Origin of the sequence: Brasilonema octagenarum UFV-OR1 (assembly GCF_963888615.1) — a bacterium.
GTDB classification, from domain to species: domain Bacteria; phylum Cyanobacteriota; class Cyanobacteriia; order Cyanobacteriales; family Nostocaceae; genus Brasilonema; species Brasilonema sennae.
The window spans coordinates 1-17,074 of the sequence record NZ_CAWPKW010000272.1; the positions used below are offsets into that span (position 1 = coordinate 1).

13 protein-coding genes and 3 pseudogenes are annotated in these 17,074 nt (G+C 42.3%); 8 read left to right on the plus strand and 8 right to left on the minus strand.

The window, feature by feature from the left end; genetic code table 11:
* The first annotated feature begins 171 nt into the window (after positions 1–171).
* Complete coding sequence (locus AC5590_RS22690) at positions 172–615, plus strand: hypothetical protein (RefSeq protein ID WP_169265667.1); 444 nt, start codon at positions 172–174, stop codon at positions 613–615.
* Positions 616–855: 240 nt separating this feature from the next.
* Here AC5590_RS22690 and AC5590_RS22695 read toward each other — a convergent pair.
* A pseudogene (locus AC5590_RS22695) lies at positions 856–4,578 on the minus strand (tetratricopeptide repeat protein).
* 308 nt (positions 4,579–4,886) lie between these two features.
* Here AC5590_RS22695 and AC5590_RS22700 point away from each other — a divergent pair.
* The gene (locus AC5590_RS22700; RefSeq protein WP_248277252.1) at positions 4,887–6,647 is read left to right on the plus strand and encodes a serine/threonine-protein kinase; all 1,761 of its coding nucleotides are present in this window, start codon (positions 4,887–4,889) and stop codon (positions 6,645–6,647) included.
* 458 nt (positions 6,648–7,105) lie between these two features.
* Here the strand turns inward: AC5590_RS22700 and AC5590_RS22705 are convergent, their stop codons facing one another.
* The 4 genes from AC5590_RS22705 to AC5590_RS22720 form a co-directional block, all read right to left on the minus strand.
* Positions 7,106–7,306, minus strand: a complete 201-nt coding sequence (locus AC5590_RS22705) for an NblA/ycf18 family protein (protein ID WP_169265668.1) — start codon at positions 7,304–7,306, stop codon at positions 7,106–7,108.
* Positions 7,307–7,903: 597 nt separating this feature from the next.
* Entirely contained in the window at positions 7,904–8,569 is a 666-nt protein-coding gene (nblB, locus tag AC5590_RS22710) for a phycobilisome degradation protein NblB (RefSeq protein ID WP_169265669.1), read from the minus strand.
* A gap of 103 nt (positions 8,570–8,672) precedes the next feature.
* Entirely contained in the window at positions 8,673–9,140 is a 468-nt protein-coding gene (locus tag AC5590_RS22715) for a CBS domain-containing protein (RefSeq protein ID WP_169265670.1), read from the minus strand.
* A 114-nt stretch (positions 9,141–9,254) separates the two neighbouring features.
* Entirely contained in the window at positions 9,255–10,298 is a 1,044-nt protein-coding gene (locus AC5590_RS22720; protein WP_169265671.1) for a M42 family metallopeptidase, read from the minus strand.
* Between the two features lie 87 nt (positions 10,299–10,385).
* Here AC5590_RS22720 and AC5590_RS22725 point away from each other — a divergent pair, with 87 nt between their 5' ends.
* Positions 10,386–10,994, plus strand: coding sequence for a pentapeptide repeat-containing protein (locus AC5590_RS22725; protein ID WP_169265672.1), 609 nt, complete (start codon positions 10,386–10,388; stop codon positions 10,992–10,994).
* A gap of 137 nt (positions 10,995–11,131) precedes the next feature.
* Here AC5590_RS22725 and AC5590_RS22730 read toward each other — a convergent pair whose 3' ends face one another.
* The gene (locus AC5590_RS22730; RefSeq protein WP_169265673.1) at positions 11,132–11,341 is read right to left on the minus strand and encodes a hypothetical protein; all 210 of its coding nucleotides are present in this window, start codon (positions 11,339–11,341) and stop codon (positions 11,132–11,134) included.
* Between the two features lie 94 nt (positions 11,342–11,435).
* Here AC5590_RS22730 and AC5590_RS22735 point away from each other — a divergent pair, with 94 nt between their 5' ends.
* The 5 genes and pseudogenes from AC5590_RS22735 to AC5590_RS22755 all read left to right on the plus strand — a co-directional run.
* Positions 11,436–12,206: a pentapeptide repeat-containing protein gene (locus tag AC5590_RS22735; protein WP_169265674.1), complete on the plus strand. Its 771-nt coding sequence runs from the start codon at positions 11,436–11,438 to the stop codon at positions 12,204–12,206.
* Between the two features lie 124 nt (positions 12,207–12,330).
* Positions 12,331–12,954 (plus strand): TenA family protein, encoded by a 624-nt coding sequence (locus AC5590_RS22740; protein ID WP_169265675.1) that lies wholly within the window; start codon positions 12,331–12,333, stop codon positions 12,952–12,954.
* 485 nt (positions 12,955–13,439) lie between these two features.
* Positions 13,440–13,859, plus strand: a complete 420-nt coding sequence (locus tag AC5590_RS22745) for a pentapeptide repeat-containing protein (protein ID WP_169265697.1) — start codon at positions 13,440–13,442, stop codon at positions 13,857–13,859.
* A 122-nt stretch (positions 13,860–13,981) separates the two neighbouring features.
* Positions 13,982–14,328 (plus strand): annotated as a pseudogene (locus AC5590_RS22750) (dihydroxy-acid dehydratase domain-containing protein); the annotation flags it as partial.
* A gap of 78 nt (positions 14,329–14,406) precedes the next feature.
* A pseudogene (locus tag AC5590_RS22755) lies at positions 14,407–14,658 on the plus strand (dihydroxy-acid dehydratase); the annotation flags it as partial.
* A gap of 3 nt (positions 14,659–14,661) precedes the next feature.
* On the opposite strand, the gene AC5590_RS22760 reads toward AC5590_RS22755, so the two are convergent.
* Together AC5590_RS22760 and AC5590_RS22765 are read right to left on the minus strand one after the other, a co-directional pair.
* On the minus strand, positions 14,662–15,900 hold the full coding sequence (locus tag AC5590_RS22760) for a hypothetical protein (protein WP_169265676.1): 1,239 nt from the start codon (positions 15,898–15,900) through the stop codon (positions 14,662–14,664).
* A gap of 110 nt (positions 15,901–16,010) precedes the next feature.
* Positions 16,011–16,673, minus strand: coding sequence for a hypothetical protein (locus AC5590_RS22765; RefSeq protein ID WP_169265677.1), 663 nt, complete (start codon positions 16,671–16,673; stop codon positions 16,011–16,013).
* Positions 16,674–17,074: the final 401 nt, after the last annotated feature.

Consider the following 17,074-nt stretch of genomic DNA (forward strand, 5'->3'; position numbering starts at 1 on the left):
AAATCTTTCCCTCTCCTTAATAAGGAGAGGGATGCCCGACAGGGCAGGGTGAGGTGTAAGTCATTAATGCAACGCGCATATCCGTTTGGCTAACTTTTTCCGTAATCTCAACCTCCGCCAATGTAATCTATATTTGTTTGTCCCTACAATCTTCAACAACCAAGGTTCAGCATGACTCAACTCTCTACCACTGAAATCGAGCAATATCGCGAAGTTTTGCCAAACGATGCATCTTTCCAGTCAGCGCTGACTCAGCTCGAACAACACAACGGCGACATTGACTCTTATTTAGATGAGATTTTGTTAGATAAATTCGGTGCGACGAGAGACTATCAAAAATCTCTGCGGGAAGTGACACTGAAGCGGTTGCGCAAAGAACTCTGCGGCGCTGATGATAGTTTCCGTACCAAAGTGCAGGAATACAAAAGAAATCCAGCAAGTGCGCCGTTACTCACAGGGTTGATTGTTTCTTTGCTAGGCATGACTGGATTGCCACTCGATCCGACTATTGCGACTGTTATTGTGTTGTACATTGTCCATGTCGGCATCGATATTTTTTGTGAGTATACCGAACCAGATGCTGATGCTTCGGGAAACCAACCACCAAAAAACTAATCCTGAACCACCTTATAGCTTTTCGCTCTGCAAAGCACAAAGCATAGCGTTTCTCGTTTTCTCGTTCCCTGGTTCAACCAGGGAATGCCTAGGATGAGGCTCTGCCTCATTAAACATCAGTACAATTATTGAATTTTGACTAGTGTGAGTGGAGGCAGAGCCTCTCTAATTACATTCCCACGCCGAGCATGGGAACGAGAAAGTCATTAATCTAATCGCATCATCAAGCCTGATTTCTAACTACTCTGGTAATCTCTCTAAATCCCGCCGTCCTACCTCTGCCATATATTCATCCTTATACTCAACACATATCTCCAAAGCTTTCTGCAAATTAGCCCTCGCCTCCGCGTAGTTTTCCTCTGCTTCTGCAAGCAATCCTAATTGCGCGTAAGTGTAAGCACACTTATAGCGATCGCCAAAATCGATATTGATTTGCAAAGCTTGTTGGTAATTGCGCCTTGTCTCCTCAAATTCTCGCAAATCTTGGGCTACCATTCCCAACTGGTGGTAGGTGCCTGCACAAGAGTAGCGATCGCCATATTCGATTTTGATTTGCAAAGCTTGTTGGTAATTGCGCCTTGCTTCTTCAAATTCTCGCAATTGTTGGGCTACCCTTCCCAACTGGTGGTAGGTGTTTGCACACTCGTAACGATCGCCATATTCGATTTTGATTTGCAAAGCTTGTTGGTAATTGCGCCTTGCCTCATCAAATTCTCGCAAATCTTGGGCTACCCTTCCCAACTGGTGGTAGATGCGAGCACAAGAGTAGCGATCACCAAAATCGATAGTGATTTGCAAAGCTTGTTGGTAATTGCGCCTTGCCTCCTCAAATTCTCGCAATTCTTGAGCGACTATTCCCAACTGGTGGTAGGTGCGAGCACAAGAGTAGCGATCGCCAAAATCGATAGTGATTTGCAAAGCTTGTTGATAATTGCGCCTTGCCTCATCAAATTCTCGCAATTCTTTGGCTAGGATTCCCAACTGGTGGTAGGTGCTTGCACACTCGTAGCGATCGCCAAAATCGATTTTGATTTGCAAAGCTTGTTGGTAATTGCGTCTTGCCTCTTCAAATTCTCGCAATTCTTGGGCAACTATTCCCAAGTTGTGGTACGTGACAGCTTTCCAAAGTTGTTTTTGTCTTTCTTCTTCACTGCCAAGTGCATCATTAATTTCCAAAGTCTTTTCGTAGGACTTTCTTGCTTGCTGGTACTGCTTTGTTTTCAGTTGACATGCGCCCAGTCTCTCAATTGCAAATGGTATCTGATAACCTAATTCTCCCTTGATGAATGCAGGTGGATACTTTTCCAAACGTTGACAAACCATTTCTGCCAACTTTAGCTTACTTTGGTTATCGTTAATCAACTCAAAGTATTTGTATAAACAAAAATATATGTTGATACTTTCTTGGTTATCTAAACATATTTGTAGCATATTGTAGAGATTTTCATACTCTAATTGACAGAAGAATATACCCAATGGCCGCTCTTGCACTTCCTTGGATTCCATCAACTCATTGTAAGAATCTGCCAAATCTTGATAGTGGTTTTTAAATCCCGATTGCAAAGCGGCACGAGTTTTCTCATCAAGAGTCTCTAACTTAGTTTTCAAAAAGTAGGGGAATATAGGTTGAATTGTCAGCAAGTCAGGTAAATTTGAATCTGAGGAAAGCAAACCCCAGTTAATTGCTTCTTGAATCGCCTCATCAAATTTCTCAAAATGATAATCTTTGAATGGTTCCAGTGCTTGTAATTTGTTGATATAGTTTGGAATAGTGCGGCGGAAAATAAACCCACTAAAAGGAGCCAAACACAACAGCAACTTTTGCGCATCTGGTGAAAGATTACTGTGGGAATATTCTACACATTTGAGAATACTTTTCGTCTTGTCCTCACTTCCCGTATCCAACTTCACATCAGCAAACTGCAACGCCAAAAGAATCTCCTTGGGCGATTGATTTTTCAAATTCGCCAGCACAACTTCCATCGCCAATGGATACCCCGCCAACAGTTGCATCAACTTCTGAAAATCTTCGTCTTGGCGAATAGCGGGAATACGTTTTTCAGTAACATGGCGTTGGAGAATTGCCTGTGCCAAGTCAGAACGTGCTTCTTTGTCTAGCCCTTGCAATTCATAAATATTGTTTTTAAAAGTCGTTGCTTGCAACCAATCTTCACGACTGCGGGAACCCAGAATCACCCGCGTTTTACCGCCTACTAAGCGCGTCAAAAAATCTTTGATTTGGTTGCGTTCTGTTTCTGGTAGAGTATTTTGAATCGCCAGGGGTTGCCCAGTCACCGACTCCAAATTATCCAGAATCAAAATATAAGATTCAGCCCGGAGTGTTTTCAGTAACTTTTGCTTTTTCGCTTCTGGCAGCATCCGATGAAAGTTGTCAAACCTATCATAAATTTTGTTGCCAATCTCCCAGATAATTTGCTCTAAATTCCACGCCTTCTCGTCATACCCAAAATAAAAGATATCTTTTGCAAAACACGTCCTCTGCCACCATTGGCGCAAATATCTTAGCAGAGTGCTTTTACCTGTTCCCCCCATTCCCTGCAACAACAAGATATTGTGTCGTAGCAATGACTTTTCAATTTTGAGAATCTCCAAATCTCGCCCGAAAAATCCATATTCTGGCGACGTGAAGCGATATCTTTCACCTTCAGTTTGCCAAAATCCCTCTTCTTCTTGTGGCGTGAACTGTCGCAGGTTCAACTTGACGGCTTGATTGCTGTAAACCACAGGTAGCAACCAATCTTCCAAATCAATGTGCTTGTTGAAATAAGCTTTGCGCTTCTTGTCATTAAAAAGTTCCAGCCTTCCCAGCCGTATCGCTTCGCTGATATCCTTATTATCAAATAGATGAGCATACACTTGCTGCATCATCAGCTTGGCAGCATCCACCATGACGGTATACCCCATCGCCACTACCATCTGCATCCCCGCAGCCATCAACTGACTTCCGAGACTGGTTTCTCTGTAATCTTCTGTTCCTGTTCCCCCGTTTTGAAGGGGGGATCTTGATTGTTCATTGTCGAGATCCCCCCCTTCCCCCCTTGCAAAGGTAGGTTTAATTTGTTTCCCCGACTGACAAGCATTGAGAAGACACACAGGAATTTCTTTACCCGTCAGCAGATTCGCCAACTCCGTCGCCTCCACCCGATCGGCATCGCCTTTGGTTTCTGCTTCCAAAAACACAAACGCCTTCACTCCCTCGTAGGGTTGCAAATCATTACGTCCCCATCTCAACTGATAAGCATAAGGATTTGCGGTTTCCTTTTGGATATCCTCATATTTCATCAGCGCACCGTGGGTGTCAAAGTGGATGATGTGATAAAACCCCGCGCCTTTTTCTTCCAGATGTCTTGCGAGTGCTTCATAAGTACCTGGGCGCAGTAACTCCACATTCACCGCCAATTGGCTATTTTCAATTGCGTCAATCAGTGGTCGCGAAATGGTACGATAACCAACATCTTGTTCTTCATTTGGTCGTGCTGTCACCACCAGCAAATTAATCACGGGTGACTGTGGAATGTTCGCTTGCCTTGCCCCACGTTTAACACTCTTACGCACCATCACACAGTCTACCGCCAATGGTCGCGGATAGCCAGGTTCCCAGTGCAGTGCTTGAAAGTCCGGAGTTTTCCCGACAATTTCTATCTGTAGGGGATTTTGCCCTTTGCGTAGCCGCTGATATTGACTGTAAGCATCTCTATCTCTAAAAATTTGGTTAAAGAAATTTTCCCCATACTTTTTAATACTGGCGGCTGCCCTCTCGGCTATGATCGTGTCGCTAAAGGGAAACTCCAACCACTCTTCAAAATACCACTCCAGTTCTGTTTATTCTTTAAAAGTGAATGGGTTAGTGATTGTAAGTGAATATTCTTCACCTTCAAATCTCAGAGTTACCTCAAAGCCGGTGTCGGTTTTCTCTTCTTCCCGAATCGTGATGACTGGCATGGTGTGACACTTTTAACACAAAAAGGATATTTAGTTATAGACTACACATTCGCTGTTTGCGTTTCCGTATAGCTGTATCATCTCCAGGGCAAGGCGGTTGGAAATTCTCTCTACTTAAGCTCACTCCTGGTTCGCACTATTTATTACACGTATAACGTAGATTTTTTGGTCTTTTTTGAGTATAATTTAATATAGATTAACTTTTTTATACTTTATTTTTTTGTGAAAACACTAGTAAATTTGTCTTTATTAACTTACAAGTTGTCAGCAAAGCTGGGTTCTCTACTATTAAACTTTGGAATCGATTTATGTCAGATCCCAACATTGGTCGTTTACTCGGCAAACGCTACGAACTCCAGGAGATAATTGGTACTGGAGCAATGGGTAGAGTCTATCGTGCTAAGGACATTTTGTTGGGTGGCGTACCTGTTGCTGTGAAGTTTCTAGCTCTATCGACCCAAAATCAAAATCTGCGAGTGCAAGAACGCTTTGAGCAAGAGGCAAAAACCTGTGCCATTCTTGGACAAAAAAGCATCCACATTGTCCGAGTCATGGACTATGGCGTAGACGAGAATAATACTCCGTTCTATGTTATGGAATACCTCCAAGGAACCAGCCTGAGCAATATCATTCGCCACCAACCACCCTGTTTACCAAGATTTTTGAATTTGGTGCGTCAAATTTGCTTGGGATTACAGTGCGCTCATAATGGTATCTTTGTAGAAGGCAAAATATGTCCAATTATTCACCGCGATATTAAGCCCAGTAATATAGTGGTCATTCAAGACCATAGTTTCGGCGAATTAGTCAAAGTTCTAGATTTTGGTATTGCCAAGTTACTACATGCCGATAGCAGCTATACTGACTACTATTTAGGCACTCTTGCTTATTCTTCTCCCGAACAGATAGATGGTCAGGAATTAGATAACCGTGCTGACATTTATAGTTTGGGAGTGATGATGTTTGAGATGCTTACAGGCAAAATTCCCCTAGTCGCATCAACCAACTCTTTTGGAGCATGGTACAAAGTACACCACTATCAACAACCACGATCATTCTCTGAAGTTGCACCCAATCTGCAACTACCACAGAGTGTGAAAAATTTGGTTATGAGTTGTTTAGCCAAGACACCAAGCTCACGTCCCCAAAGTATAAACGAAATTCTTCAGATTCTGCGATCTTTAGAACAGGGCGATGCTCCTCTCGCGCGGCCCCTTTCGGGCGATCGCGCAAGTGAAACTTTGCCAAATATAGATCAAGCTCCAACTGTCTGTGTCTTAATCAAAACAGATGTTGATACCAAGTTGCGTTCAGAAATAGCATTTAGAAATGGGGGAGGAACACAGACTCACAGACTCACAGAGTTAGGGAGTGTGGGAGTGTGGGAGTCTGAAAAAATATCCTTTCCTCGCTTTTTTGCTCCTTCCTCATCGTCATCCCACCTACTATCTTTGAATTCAACTCAGTATGACGACAACAGCCAAGCAGTGACGCTATCATCTGGATTGATACAGGAAATTGTACAGCAAGCTTGTTGGCCCTCGAATAAACCGATCGCCGATATCGTCTTTCCTAGTCCTCTGGGTTTGAATGGTAAGGAACTACCCGCCTTGTGGGTGATGCTACCGCATTTGGAAATTCAAAAGCGTTTGGTTTGTAAACGCTATAATCAATTTCTTTTTATAACTTCTCCTCACCCCATGCTGCTATGGATTACCCTGATCTACAACACTATGCATGGTGCAAAATGGCTAACATACTACCTTGATCTGAAGACAACTTTCGGGCAAAAAATCACTCGCCTACTCAGACAAACAGGTTACTACCCGATACTATTCTTTACTCGCGAGACACCAAATCGTTGTGTTGATGTATTACTCTCAAGTATTGCTTCTACACAACGCCTGTGGTTACATCACTGGGTAACGATGAGCAACAAGCTGGTTTCTTCTGCCGAACCACAATTTAGTAAAACTTTACTTAAAACTGAGTACGAAAAGATCAAACCCCATATTTTGGCAAAGATACAAGCAATGGATACAGATTCCTCGTTTGACCTTTTCGGCTGAAAGGAATATACTGCTCATCCATGTGATTTATACACCATCGTTCCATCCTTTTGTAAACTTTTTTTAAAAAAATATGTATACAATTATGAACAAAGTTATAAGAAATATAAATACAAAGAGGATGAATAATGCAATTTAGAGTAAACTAATGACTGGAGTTTACATGAGCTAGACGAGTTAAACGCTAGTTAATGGAAAACACGTGCAATGGCATTTATCCTCCAAACCTGCAATTTAGTAGCAGCGGAGTGTCGTAGATGCATAAAGCGAGTGTGGCCCAATGTTAAGCCAAACGATATACGTCACAAAGTGAAACTCACTTGCAAAAGATGAATGATCGTTGGTAAAATCTCTAATCGTAGTTGATCCTCTTAGTTGACGCCCCGGCATCCCCAGCTCATTTCCTCCTTGGAACTTAGCTAGAGAAGGAGGTCGCCTACTACGGCGGCGCTACTACTCTATGCGGCCCAGGTCGATCCCTCGTCTATTCCCCATTGGTGCTTAAGAAGCTGTTTATAAGTCGCTTCCCGAAGTACCATCTGCTCATAGAGCTTAACTAAAAAGTCTTTAGCTTGGTCATGGCTCATATGCTGCACCTGAGTGGCGAATGAGCGAATGTTGAATTGCTGTTCGAGGCTCAATTCGATTGGTTGATTCATGATGAACTCCTAAAAAGAAAAAGTAAAGGTGATATAGCCGTCGGCTGAACTAATAGGGTATATAGCTAAATTTTTATTTGTCCAAAATATTTTTACCTCCGTATTACGAACGATAACAATAGTTTGACAAATTGCCCATACCCTAATGGGTATTTTTTCGGTTGTGACACCTTGTTGTTAAGCCAACTGATATAGATCCCAAGTCTGGTGAGGCAGATTCCGGGAAAATATGGGTTTTTGAACCCTTTTTTTTGGAGAAACTGCCTTAGTTTTCCCTAGTTTGAGATTCGGGTTGTTTCAAAATGTAGAAATTTTTACATAACTACACTGATATGGACATAAGCTATTGCGCTCAAGTCCTGTGAAACCCTGTTTTTTTAAGGCATTTCAGGTAGGTAAGAATGAATTATATTCGCTCTACCTCATTGAGTGCAAGATGTCAATTACACAAAATAAGATAATTAGCCTCCTGAGTTAGAAACTTAAGAGGCTATAAGTATATGTATCAAACTGTAAACAGGAAAAAAGCTCAGTATGAACAAATTTTTAATGGTATGGAGCAATACGGTTCACTGAGTCATGCTAAAGACAGATGCTTCAAGCTTCGGGTAAAGATTTTTTGGCTTCAGTTGCAACAGCTTCTACCTCATCATTCGCCAAAGTTTCCAATATCGATTTTGCATCTGTACCGCCTAAACGATTTAAGGCTTGTACCAGCCTATAACGCACTTGCCAATCTGGATCTGTTGCATAGGGAGCCAACAAGGGAATAGCCTGCAAGTCTCCCAATTCGCCAAAAGAACTAATGGCTGCAGTTTTGACTAAATCATTTTCTGAAGAAAGTGCCGTTTTTAGCAACTCAAAACTTCTTGGATCGTTCAACTCTCCGAGTGTAGCGATGATGCTAAATTGTACAATCCACTCGTTGCTGGTTTGGTAAAGTTGTTGTAAATCGTCAAAAGCCTCACGCAGCCCAAGAGCACCCAAACAATCTGCTGCGGCTGCTTGAACATCAGCTTCGGGATCATTGAGCAAGCGATCGCGCAATATGTTTAGAGATAAATCTAAATCTTGTTTACCCAGCGTATCCAACTGACTCACAGCTGAGTACCGCACACGGGAATTGCTATCATTTACAGCATTTTGAACCAACTCAAAACCTAGCTTTGGCTCTAATTGACGAATTTGGTTGACTGCTCGCAAGCGATCGCCTAAATCTTGAGATTCCAGCAGTTGCTTGACAGATTCAGGAGTAATACTCATTTAATTATCCTAATTTTCAAAAATGTTTTCAAAAAATAGTTATCAGTTATCACTCATCAGCTCATTTTGGCTTGATAACTGTTTAGTGTTCACTGTTTAGTGTTCACTGATCTTGACTCGCTGCCATTGCTCGAATGATGTCACCACGAGTGAGGATACCAATAACTTGGCTCTCGCTATCAAGTACTGGTAGGCGGTGGACGTTGCGATCGTGCATGAGTTTAGCAGCTTCTGTGACAGTTTTGTCAGGAGTGATCGTGATCGGGTTTTTGCTCATGACTTCGCCAACAGTTTGCCCAAGTGCTTTGTGCAAGTCACGTTCGTAATGTCCAGGATTTTCCAAATAAATGACGCTATCAAGAAACATAATGTAAGCCGGAGGGGTTACACCAGTTTGTTGCCACATTAAGTCCGTTTCTGAGATAATACCGACTAACTTCCCAGCGTCGTTCACAACTGGTAGTCCACTAATGCGTCGTTCTGCCAGGATTTTTATCGCTTCCTGTAGAGGAGTTTCTAGTTGGACGACGATTGGATCACGGCTCATGATGTCGGCAACTGTTTTAGGCATTGGCTTGCTGTCACTTTGTTATTAATCTACCTGGTTTATTGTAAAGAATTGTGGGTGTTAAGCTTATCACGTTAATACATTGTTACTTATCGGGAAGTAGGGGAAGAAGAATAATTACTCAAATTCCGTCTCACAAAAGACTTGTAACAACTCAACACAGTTAGCAATTGCTCCTAAATGCGCAATTTCGTATCCGTGGGTGTTCTGTGTCGGAAATGCCAAACACGCAGCGCGAGCAACATGACCAAATTTCATCGCAATAGAAGCATCACTACCAAAACCACTGATTGTTGCTAGCTGTACTGACATATCTAGTTGCTTGGCGCAGTGACGCAGTTGTCCATTTAACGTTTCATCGTAAATTCCATATCCATCTTGAGAAAGTATCACAGGGCTTTCCCCGTCTTCAATGGGATATTCTGATGAGAGAGGACAAATTTCCAAAGCAATCAAAGCATCTAAGCGCTGGTTTTGAGTAAAGAAAAGTGCTCCAATTGCTCCCACTTCTTCTTTTGCTGATGCGACTAGATACACATCGACTGGTGGCTGTTTTACCTTTTCGGCAAGTGCTAATAAAATAGCAACTGAAGCTTTGTTATCCAAGGTGTAACTGGCTATGTAGTCGTTTAACCGTGTTGGACGTTTTCGATGCTTGCCAATAACCATTCTGGTACCTGGTCGAATACCAGCTGCTTCCAATTCGGTTGTGGTACATTTTGTCTCTATCCAGGCATTTTCCCATTTGACAGGAGTGTCTTCCTGCTGAACTTTTTGGGGTGATTCGTGGGAAACGTGACGGGAACCAAAACTGAGAATACCGCTGAGTGTTGCGTTATCTCCCAGTAAATCTACCACTCCTTCGCCATAAACCCACGGAAATGAGCCGCCTAGCCTGCGAACTTCGACTCGACCTTTTTCGCCAACTGTTTTCACAATTGCGCCTATTTCATCTTTGTGAGCAGTAATGGCAATCTGTCTAGTGGAATCTAGCCCTTGAATTTTAGCAATGATATTGTCAGCGCGATCGCACCATACTTCCACTCCTAGTGCCGCAAATTGCTGTATCAAGAATTGGTTAATTTCTGTTTCTGCACCACTGGGAGAATGATGCATGACTAATTCTTCAATTTTGTGAAATAAGCGATCGTAGTTGCACATCGTTATTTTAAATAGGTACTTTACTCAATTAAGAACTGCTATAAATAGTAGGCAAAAGCCCAAATTTATACAATTCAACCAGCACAAATGTATCACCAACAACGCCAAAGTTTGCTTTTCACTCTTTCGGCTATACTGACTGGAGCAACTCTTTTAGCTGGAGTTGGAATCTACGTAGTGCTCAAAGGCGTGGAAAGACCAATAGCAGTACCTAACCAAACAGCAAGCACAGAAGAAGACATTACACAAGCACCTGTCGATACATTAACTCCGCCTCCAGAAGACACATTGGTTTCATCACCACAAGACACACCAGTCGTAGCAATTCAAGAACAGCCAAACGAACTAGGAAAAAACCTAGGTGGTGTTGATTGGCAAGGAAAGGACTTACGCACCATGAAGCTACGTAATGCTAACTTAGGTGGTGCGAATCTTGCAAACACTACCTTGAGTGGTGTTGACTTGAGTGGAGCTACCTTGAGTGGTGCAAATCTTGCAAATGCTAATTTGAGTGGTGTGAATTTGAGCAGTGCTAATCTCAGTGGTGCAATTCTTGAAAATGCGAATCTGAGCAGTGCTAATCTCAGTCGCGCCGACTTGAGGGGTGCCAATCTTGATCATACTAACCTAGAGGGAGCTCTTTTGAGAGGAACTCTTCTAGAAGGTGTAAACCTGAGCAACACAATTATGCCTTAGGGAGTTGGCTCTAGGTAAGCGACTCACGTACATGATACTATGTAAGTGACGAGCATCACTTAAATAATTGATACTTATCACTTTCCCCAAATTTGTTTATCTCTTAGTTTGGGAGGGAAGACAAATCATTCTTGTATTTAGACTACAAGTACTGATTTCTTACTTGGCAGTTGTGAGGAATAACTTATGCGAGAAAAACTTTTACTAGCTGTTACTCTGACATTTGCCTTAAGTTTGTTTACAGAACTGAACTGGTTTTCTTCAGCCCGTACAGCCACAAACAGGACAAATTCTGATTTCTCAGCTTTCACTGTTACTTTACGTCGATAACAAGAATTATACGCCATAGCAACAGTGATATGACTAGGAAAATAAAAAAATATAAAAAGATATGTCTATGGAAACACTGAGCCTTCAGGCAAAGACATTGTGACGCCAATAATGAAAAGCCGAATTTTAGCCACCAGCGTATTTTTAACGCTTATCGGCTTAAATCAGGCAGTTCTAGCAGCAAATCTGGAACATGTCAGACAGTTACTAGCAAGCAAACAGTGTCAAAACTGTGATTTAGCCGGGGCTGGTTTGGTGATGGCTGATTTATCAGGAGCGGATTTAACTAAAGCCAATCTTGCAGGTGCGAATCTCAGCCGCGTTAACTTGAGTGGTGCTAACTTGAGGGGTGCAAACTTGAGTGGTGTTGGTTTATTTGGTGCTAACCTCACGGGAGCCAATCTTAGTGGGGCAAATTTGCAGAATGCTGATTTGCGACATGCCTATTTAGTTAACGCTCAATTAGATGGTGTGAATCTTAATGGGATTAATTTCCAAGGAGCAATCGGCATACCATCGCAAATTGCTACACATGAGAAATTTTATGCTTGGGGTGTTACCGAAGCACAAAAAGGCAATCAACAGCAAGCAATTGATTATTTCAATCAGGCTATTGTCATGAACCCTGATTATGCAGGTGCTTATCTAGCTCGTGGTGTTGCTCGTTACCAAATACTTGATCGACAAGGTGCATTTCAAGACGCTCAAGTTGCTGAAAAACTGTTTAGATCCCAAAACAATAGCAGTGGAATACAAACAGCACAAGCTTTTATCAAAGAACTGCAAACACCTTACGAAACTAAGGTAAAACCTGCCAAACCTGATTTCATTGATTTTGTAGGAAGTGTTGGCTCTCTACTACTCCAGTTTTTGCCATTTTAGTGATTAGTAGTCAGTGGATAGTAGTATTTGATCAAGTACCCGCAGTATCAGCTATCAGTTATTACTGTTAAGCGTTCCCTGTTGACTGCTCACTGTTTGAATGACAACTCATAACTTATGACTCATGAGTATTTCTAAAGAACTATGGCAAGCAAATCACGACATAGCCCAGGCTTGTCTTGAACATCCCTTTGTCCAAGGTATCGCTGATGGTACTCTTGAGCAGAAAAAATTTGCCTATTATGTCGGACAAGATGCTTTTTTCTTAGAAGCCTTTGCTCGTGCTTACAGCATAGCTGCAGCTAAAGCACCAGATTTCTCAGTCTTTACGACATTTCACTCCTTGGCTGATGGAGTTTTACAAGAACTGAAACTTCATGAGGGTTATGCAGCAAAGTGGGGAGTCAGTTTACATTCTGTAGAACCTGGAGTGACTACCCGTCGCTATACCGACTTTCTGTTAGCTACTGCTTGGAGTGCTGATGTAGGTTTAACTGCTGCAGCGATGTCTCCCTGTATGGGTTTATATGCTTTTTTAGGAAAACAATTAGCTGGTGATAACATTCCCAATCATCAATATGCGGATTGGATTCGTACTTATAGCGGCGCAGATTTTCAACCATTAACGCAACAATTAGAAGATTTGGTTGATTCGTATGCGAGTCGCACGACTTTGGTAGAGTCAACTTATCGTTATGCCATGTTATGTGAGCGAGACTTTTTTCAAGCAGCATGGGAATGTTTATAAATCGCCGCTTATGTTTGCTTCTCTGATTTGTGAAAATTACTTTTTCACTGAACTGCACCAGGCGCAGAGTACGCACCACCAGAAGAATAAAGAGAGATTTTCACGTCCCTTGTAGCGTACACGTAGGGCTTATGATTTAAGACTGCCATATCACATCTAGCTTCCTCTGTGAAGAATCAAGTTAACTGCGTCGTGGTTGGAATTATATATGAAGTGTAAGAGAACTACACTCATTAAGTCAAAAAACTTGACAAACAATAATGAACACAAATTGTCTAATATACAACTTTAATTGGTGGTAGTGTTTACGCCCTAACAAACTATTATTTGTGAGTTGTTTACCAATGACTTAGTTTGGATTATCATCATGATATTTTATCTATTAATGAGAGAATTTTTCACAACTCGACTTGATCACACAATTCACTCAACTTAGTCTGTTCTTTGAGGCACACTGCATGCAAGAAGTATTGTTAAATCGTGCAATGAGCGTTGATGATTTGTTGAAACGCTATCAGACAGGAGAAAGAAATTTCAAAGGTATAAACCTGATAGGTGGTTACCTAAATGGAGTCAATCTCAGCGGAGCAAGTTTAAAAGGAGCTTCTTTAAGTGAAGTTGATTTGAGTAAAGCTAATTTGGTTGGGGTTGACTTGACAGAAGCATCTTTAGTGAGAGCTAACCTTACGGGGGCTAACCTCACTGAAGCCAATCTGAGTGGAGCAAATCTTCATGAAGCAAAGCTCACAGGAGCTATCCTTGATGGAGCAGTCTTGAAAATGGCAGACTTGATAGATGCAGATTTCACCGCTGCAAATCTAGAGGGAGCTAATCTGTACGGGGCACACATGATGGGTACTCTGTTGCAGGGTGCGATTATGCCAGATGGTAAAATCAATAATTAGCTACGGTAGCTATCATATTTCGATAAACGCGTGAACATCAGCTCTAAAGTATCTGATTATGTTGAGATAATTACAAAGGAAATGTGCCAAGAGAAAGATGACGGCGCAAGGAAATTATCAAAATCTCAGAGAATTTAAGAAGCCAAGTTGTAACGCAAGGAGTGCAGCGATTGCCTACGGCAGAGCTACGCTTAACGCCTAAGTGATCAATGCTGCGTGCCGTTTGCCGTTGGTTTTTAAGATGAGGATTTCTCCAAAGCTATTGTTGGTATAGCCAATGGCTATAGTACTATTACCCCCTGCAATATGGGGATCAACAAATTAGCACTCCATAGCAGAAATTGGCGTCAAAAATGCCAAGGCAATGCCACAAATGTTCGGCACAATTACTATCAGCGATGGCGTTTCTATGGGAACTGAAGGGATGAAATATTCCTTGGTTTCACGGGAAGTCATCGCTGATTCAATATAAACCGCTTTTGTGCGATTTCAAACCTAGTGGTCGATATCTAGCTACAGATTTACACAAAGTGGGTGGTATCCCTCAAGTGTAGATCACGTTGCGCCAGAAGCAGCAGTTGGGGGCGCGGCGATCGCTCTTGTTAAAGAAGGCGATACCATCACCATTGATGCCCATGCTCGTTCACTACATTTACATATATCTGACGAAAAACTAGCCCATCGTCGTGCCAATTGCCAGCCACTTCCACCCCGTTACATCAGAGGTGTGCTGGTAAAGTATACCAAGTTGGTATCTTCCAGCAGTCTAAGTGCACTAACGGATTTTAATTTATTTTAATTTTTACATCCGTACACCGGGCTTGAGCCACTTTCTGTAGCTGAGGATGGACATGATCATTGTCAGCAACAAAAGAGGCGTTAAGGTTGATGACTCTGGTATACGCTGTACTGGAGGTGGTGGAGTTACACCGCCACCTGGAGGAGTTACACCGCCCCCTGGAGGAGTTACACCGCCGCCCGGAGGAGTTACACCGCCACCGCCAGGAGGAGTTTGAGCTACATTTCTTGAGGAATTATCATCTCCACCACCCAAAAGAAAAGGTAGAAGAATTAATGGAATACCAGCGAGTGCCCAGTATGGGAAACCCGCACCTCCGGCTCGTGTGACAACATCTGCTTCAGGAATAGGAGCAAATTCTTGACTAATCACGTCTCCCCCAGGCAATATTGGAACTCCCCCTGCAACGACGTCTCCTGGAACACCTTGCCCAGCAATCTGGTCAAACTCTGGAGGAATACCAGCATTTGGACGATTGAACGGACCTCCTTCTGGAGAGTATGGTGAGGAGAGGACATTAAGAAGCCTTCCTTCTAGTTGCTCCTCATTGCCACTATTGAGCGCACGCAACCCTTGAGAGACATTATTCACATAATATTGCTTGACCTCTGGTGGCAAATCTTGAGCCTGAATCTGCTGCTTCCAATTGGGAATTTTTGCGACCTCTTGCAACAGCAAACGCCCATAAGAGTATTTTAGGTTCAATAACCCACTGCGAGGATCAAGCGAGTTTCCAGATCCTTCGGGTGCCCAGTAAAAGTTCTTGGTAACCTGTCCCAAACCTGGTTGGGGTGTCCGACCAACTGTTTGCCCAAGAGTATACCGATACCCATCCATAATATAAGGACTGTCGTTTTGCCAGAATGAGGTATACGGTATCTTTTCAAGATTAGGATTATTTCCGTAGAAAGAGGCAAAATTTTGAAAGTTTTGCTGCCCTCCAGCGGCTCGGGTCAAGAGGTCATTGTAAGTAGGTCCGTTATTAGATTCCACTAATTGCTGTAGTACTGCTCCAGACTTATTACAAGCAGCACCAAATCCCACGTCACATCCAGGAATGACTCGCATTTTACTCAAATCCTGGCCGGAGAGTTGATACCGGAGATAATTTGACTCTAGTCCTGGCTGGACACCGTAATTGCCAATACTGAGCTGAGCCAAAGCCTGTTGAGGTCCACTCAGTATTGCCGCCATATAGGATGAGAACGCAATAAGACTTTTTGTAATACGAGATTTAAACAAGATGAACCTCCTGTTAATAAGGCAATAGGGGACTGAGAGAAAACCAATTTCTAATTCAAAAAGATTATTTGAGAGAGTTTTTTTAATTTCGTTTTGAATGTTGAATGTTTCTACACTCTCCCTCCATGGGATTTCGCCTGAGAAACCGGAGAAGAATCTAAATTTTGAGGCGAGTTGATGTTAATCGTGATTGCTGTGCCCTGAAGTTGTCCTGTAATGGGCTGATATAGCACAAATCCACGGCTTGCTACATCAAAAAGATACCCTCGACCTGACGCAGGCACTTTTCCTTGCTTGACGAGAGTTATAAAGGATTCTAAATACCTTTGGATACCTTGACGATCCCCTTGATTTGTATTCGTATAGTTTGAAATCAGGCTCATGAACAAGTCCAAGCTGCGAACATCCTGTCCCTCGCTCAGAGTGCCATTTTCTAGAAAGGAACTAGCCACAAGCGCTCCATTGACTTGTTGCACTTTGAACAAAGTGTAATAGCGCTTCTGTTTTGTTTGATCTTTGACATAACAAACCCAGGAACCATCTGGCTTCTGTGTAAAACCTGCCTTTGCAAGGTTATAAAATGGAGAAGGGCTTTGCTTATCTACTGCTGAAGGCGGTAATTTCTCGCCCCTATCGGAAGAACAAATATTTTGTTGTGTTGTTGTCTGTTTGGGAGTTGTTGGAGTTTCCAACGCTCCTGCAACAGATGGTATGGCTGCTAACGCAAACACAGACAGGCTGAATACACTCAGCGAACGGGTAATGACATTCATGGGGTTTGTGACAGTGTATAGCTCAAAAAAAGTGTTCCCTAGTTAAAAATAGGCAATATAAGACTTTTTGCTAAAGTGTCATACTCATAACATTTCAAATGCTAGGGTAGACAAGGTTGTAGATCTTCACATGGAAGACGATTATCTTAATTATCTGTGTAACAGTATGTTTTTATTATGTTAGTAAAGACAAAATTTACTAATTTGCATGAATTAGCAGAAATTGCTTATTAGCAGGTTAAAAGATTTTACTAAGGCATATGAGTTTGGTAAAAGACTGGGGTATGTGTTTCTTGTATTTTGACGTAAAAGCTAAGGTTGGTGTTCCCTAAAAAAAACTCCTCGCTTAAGTACATGGGTATTGTGTTTACAACCGCTTAACGCTTGCTATTTCAAATCAT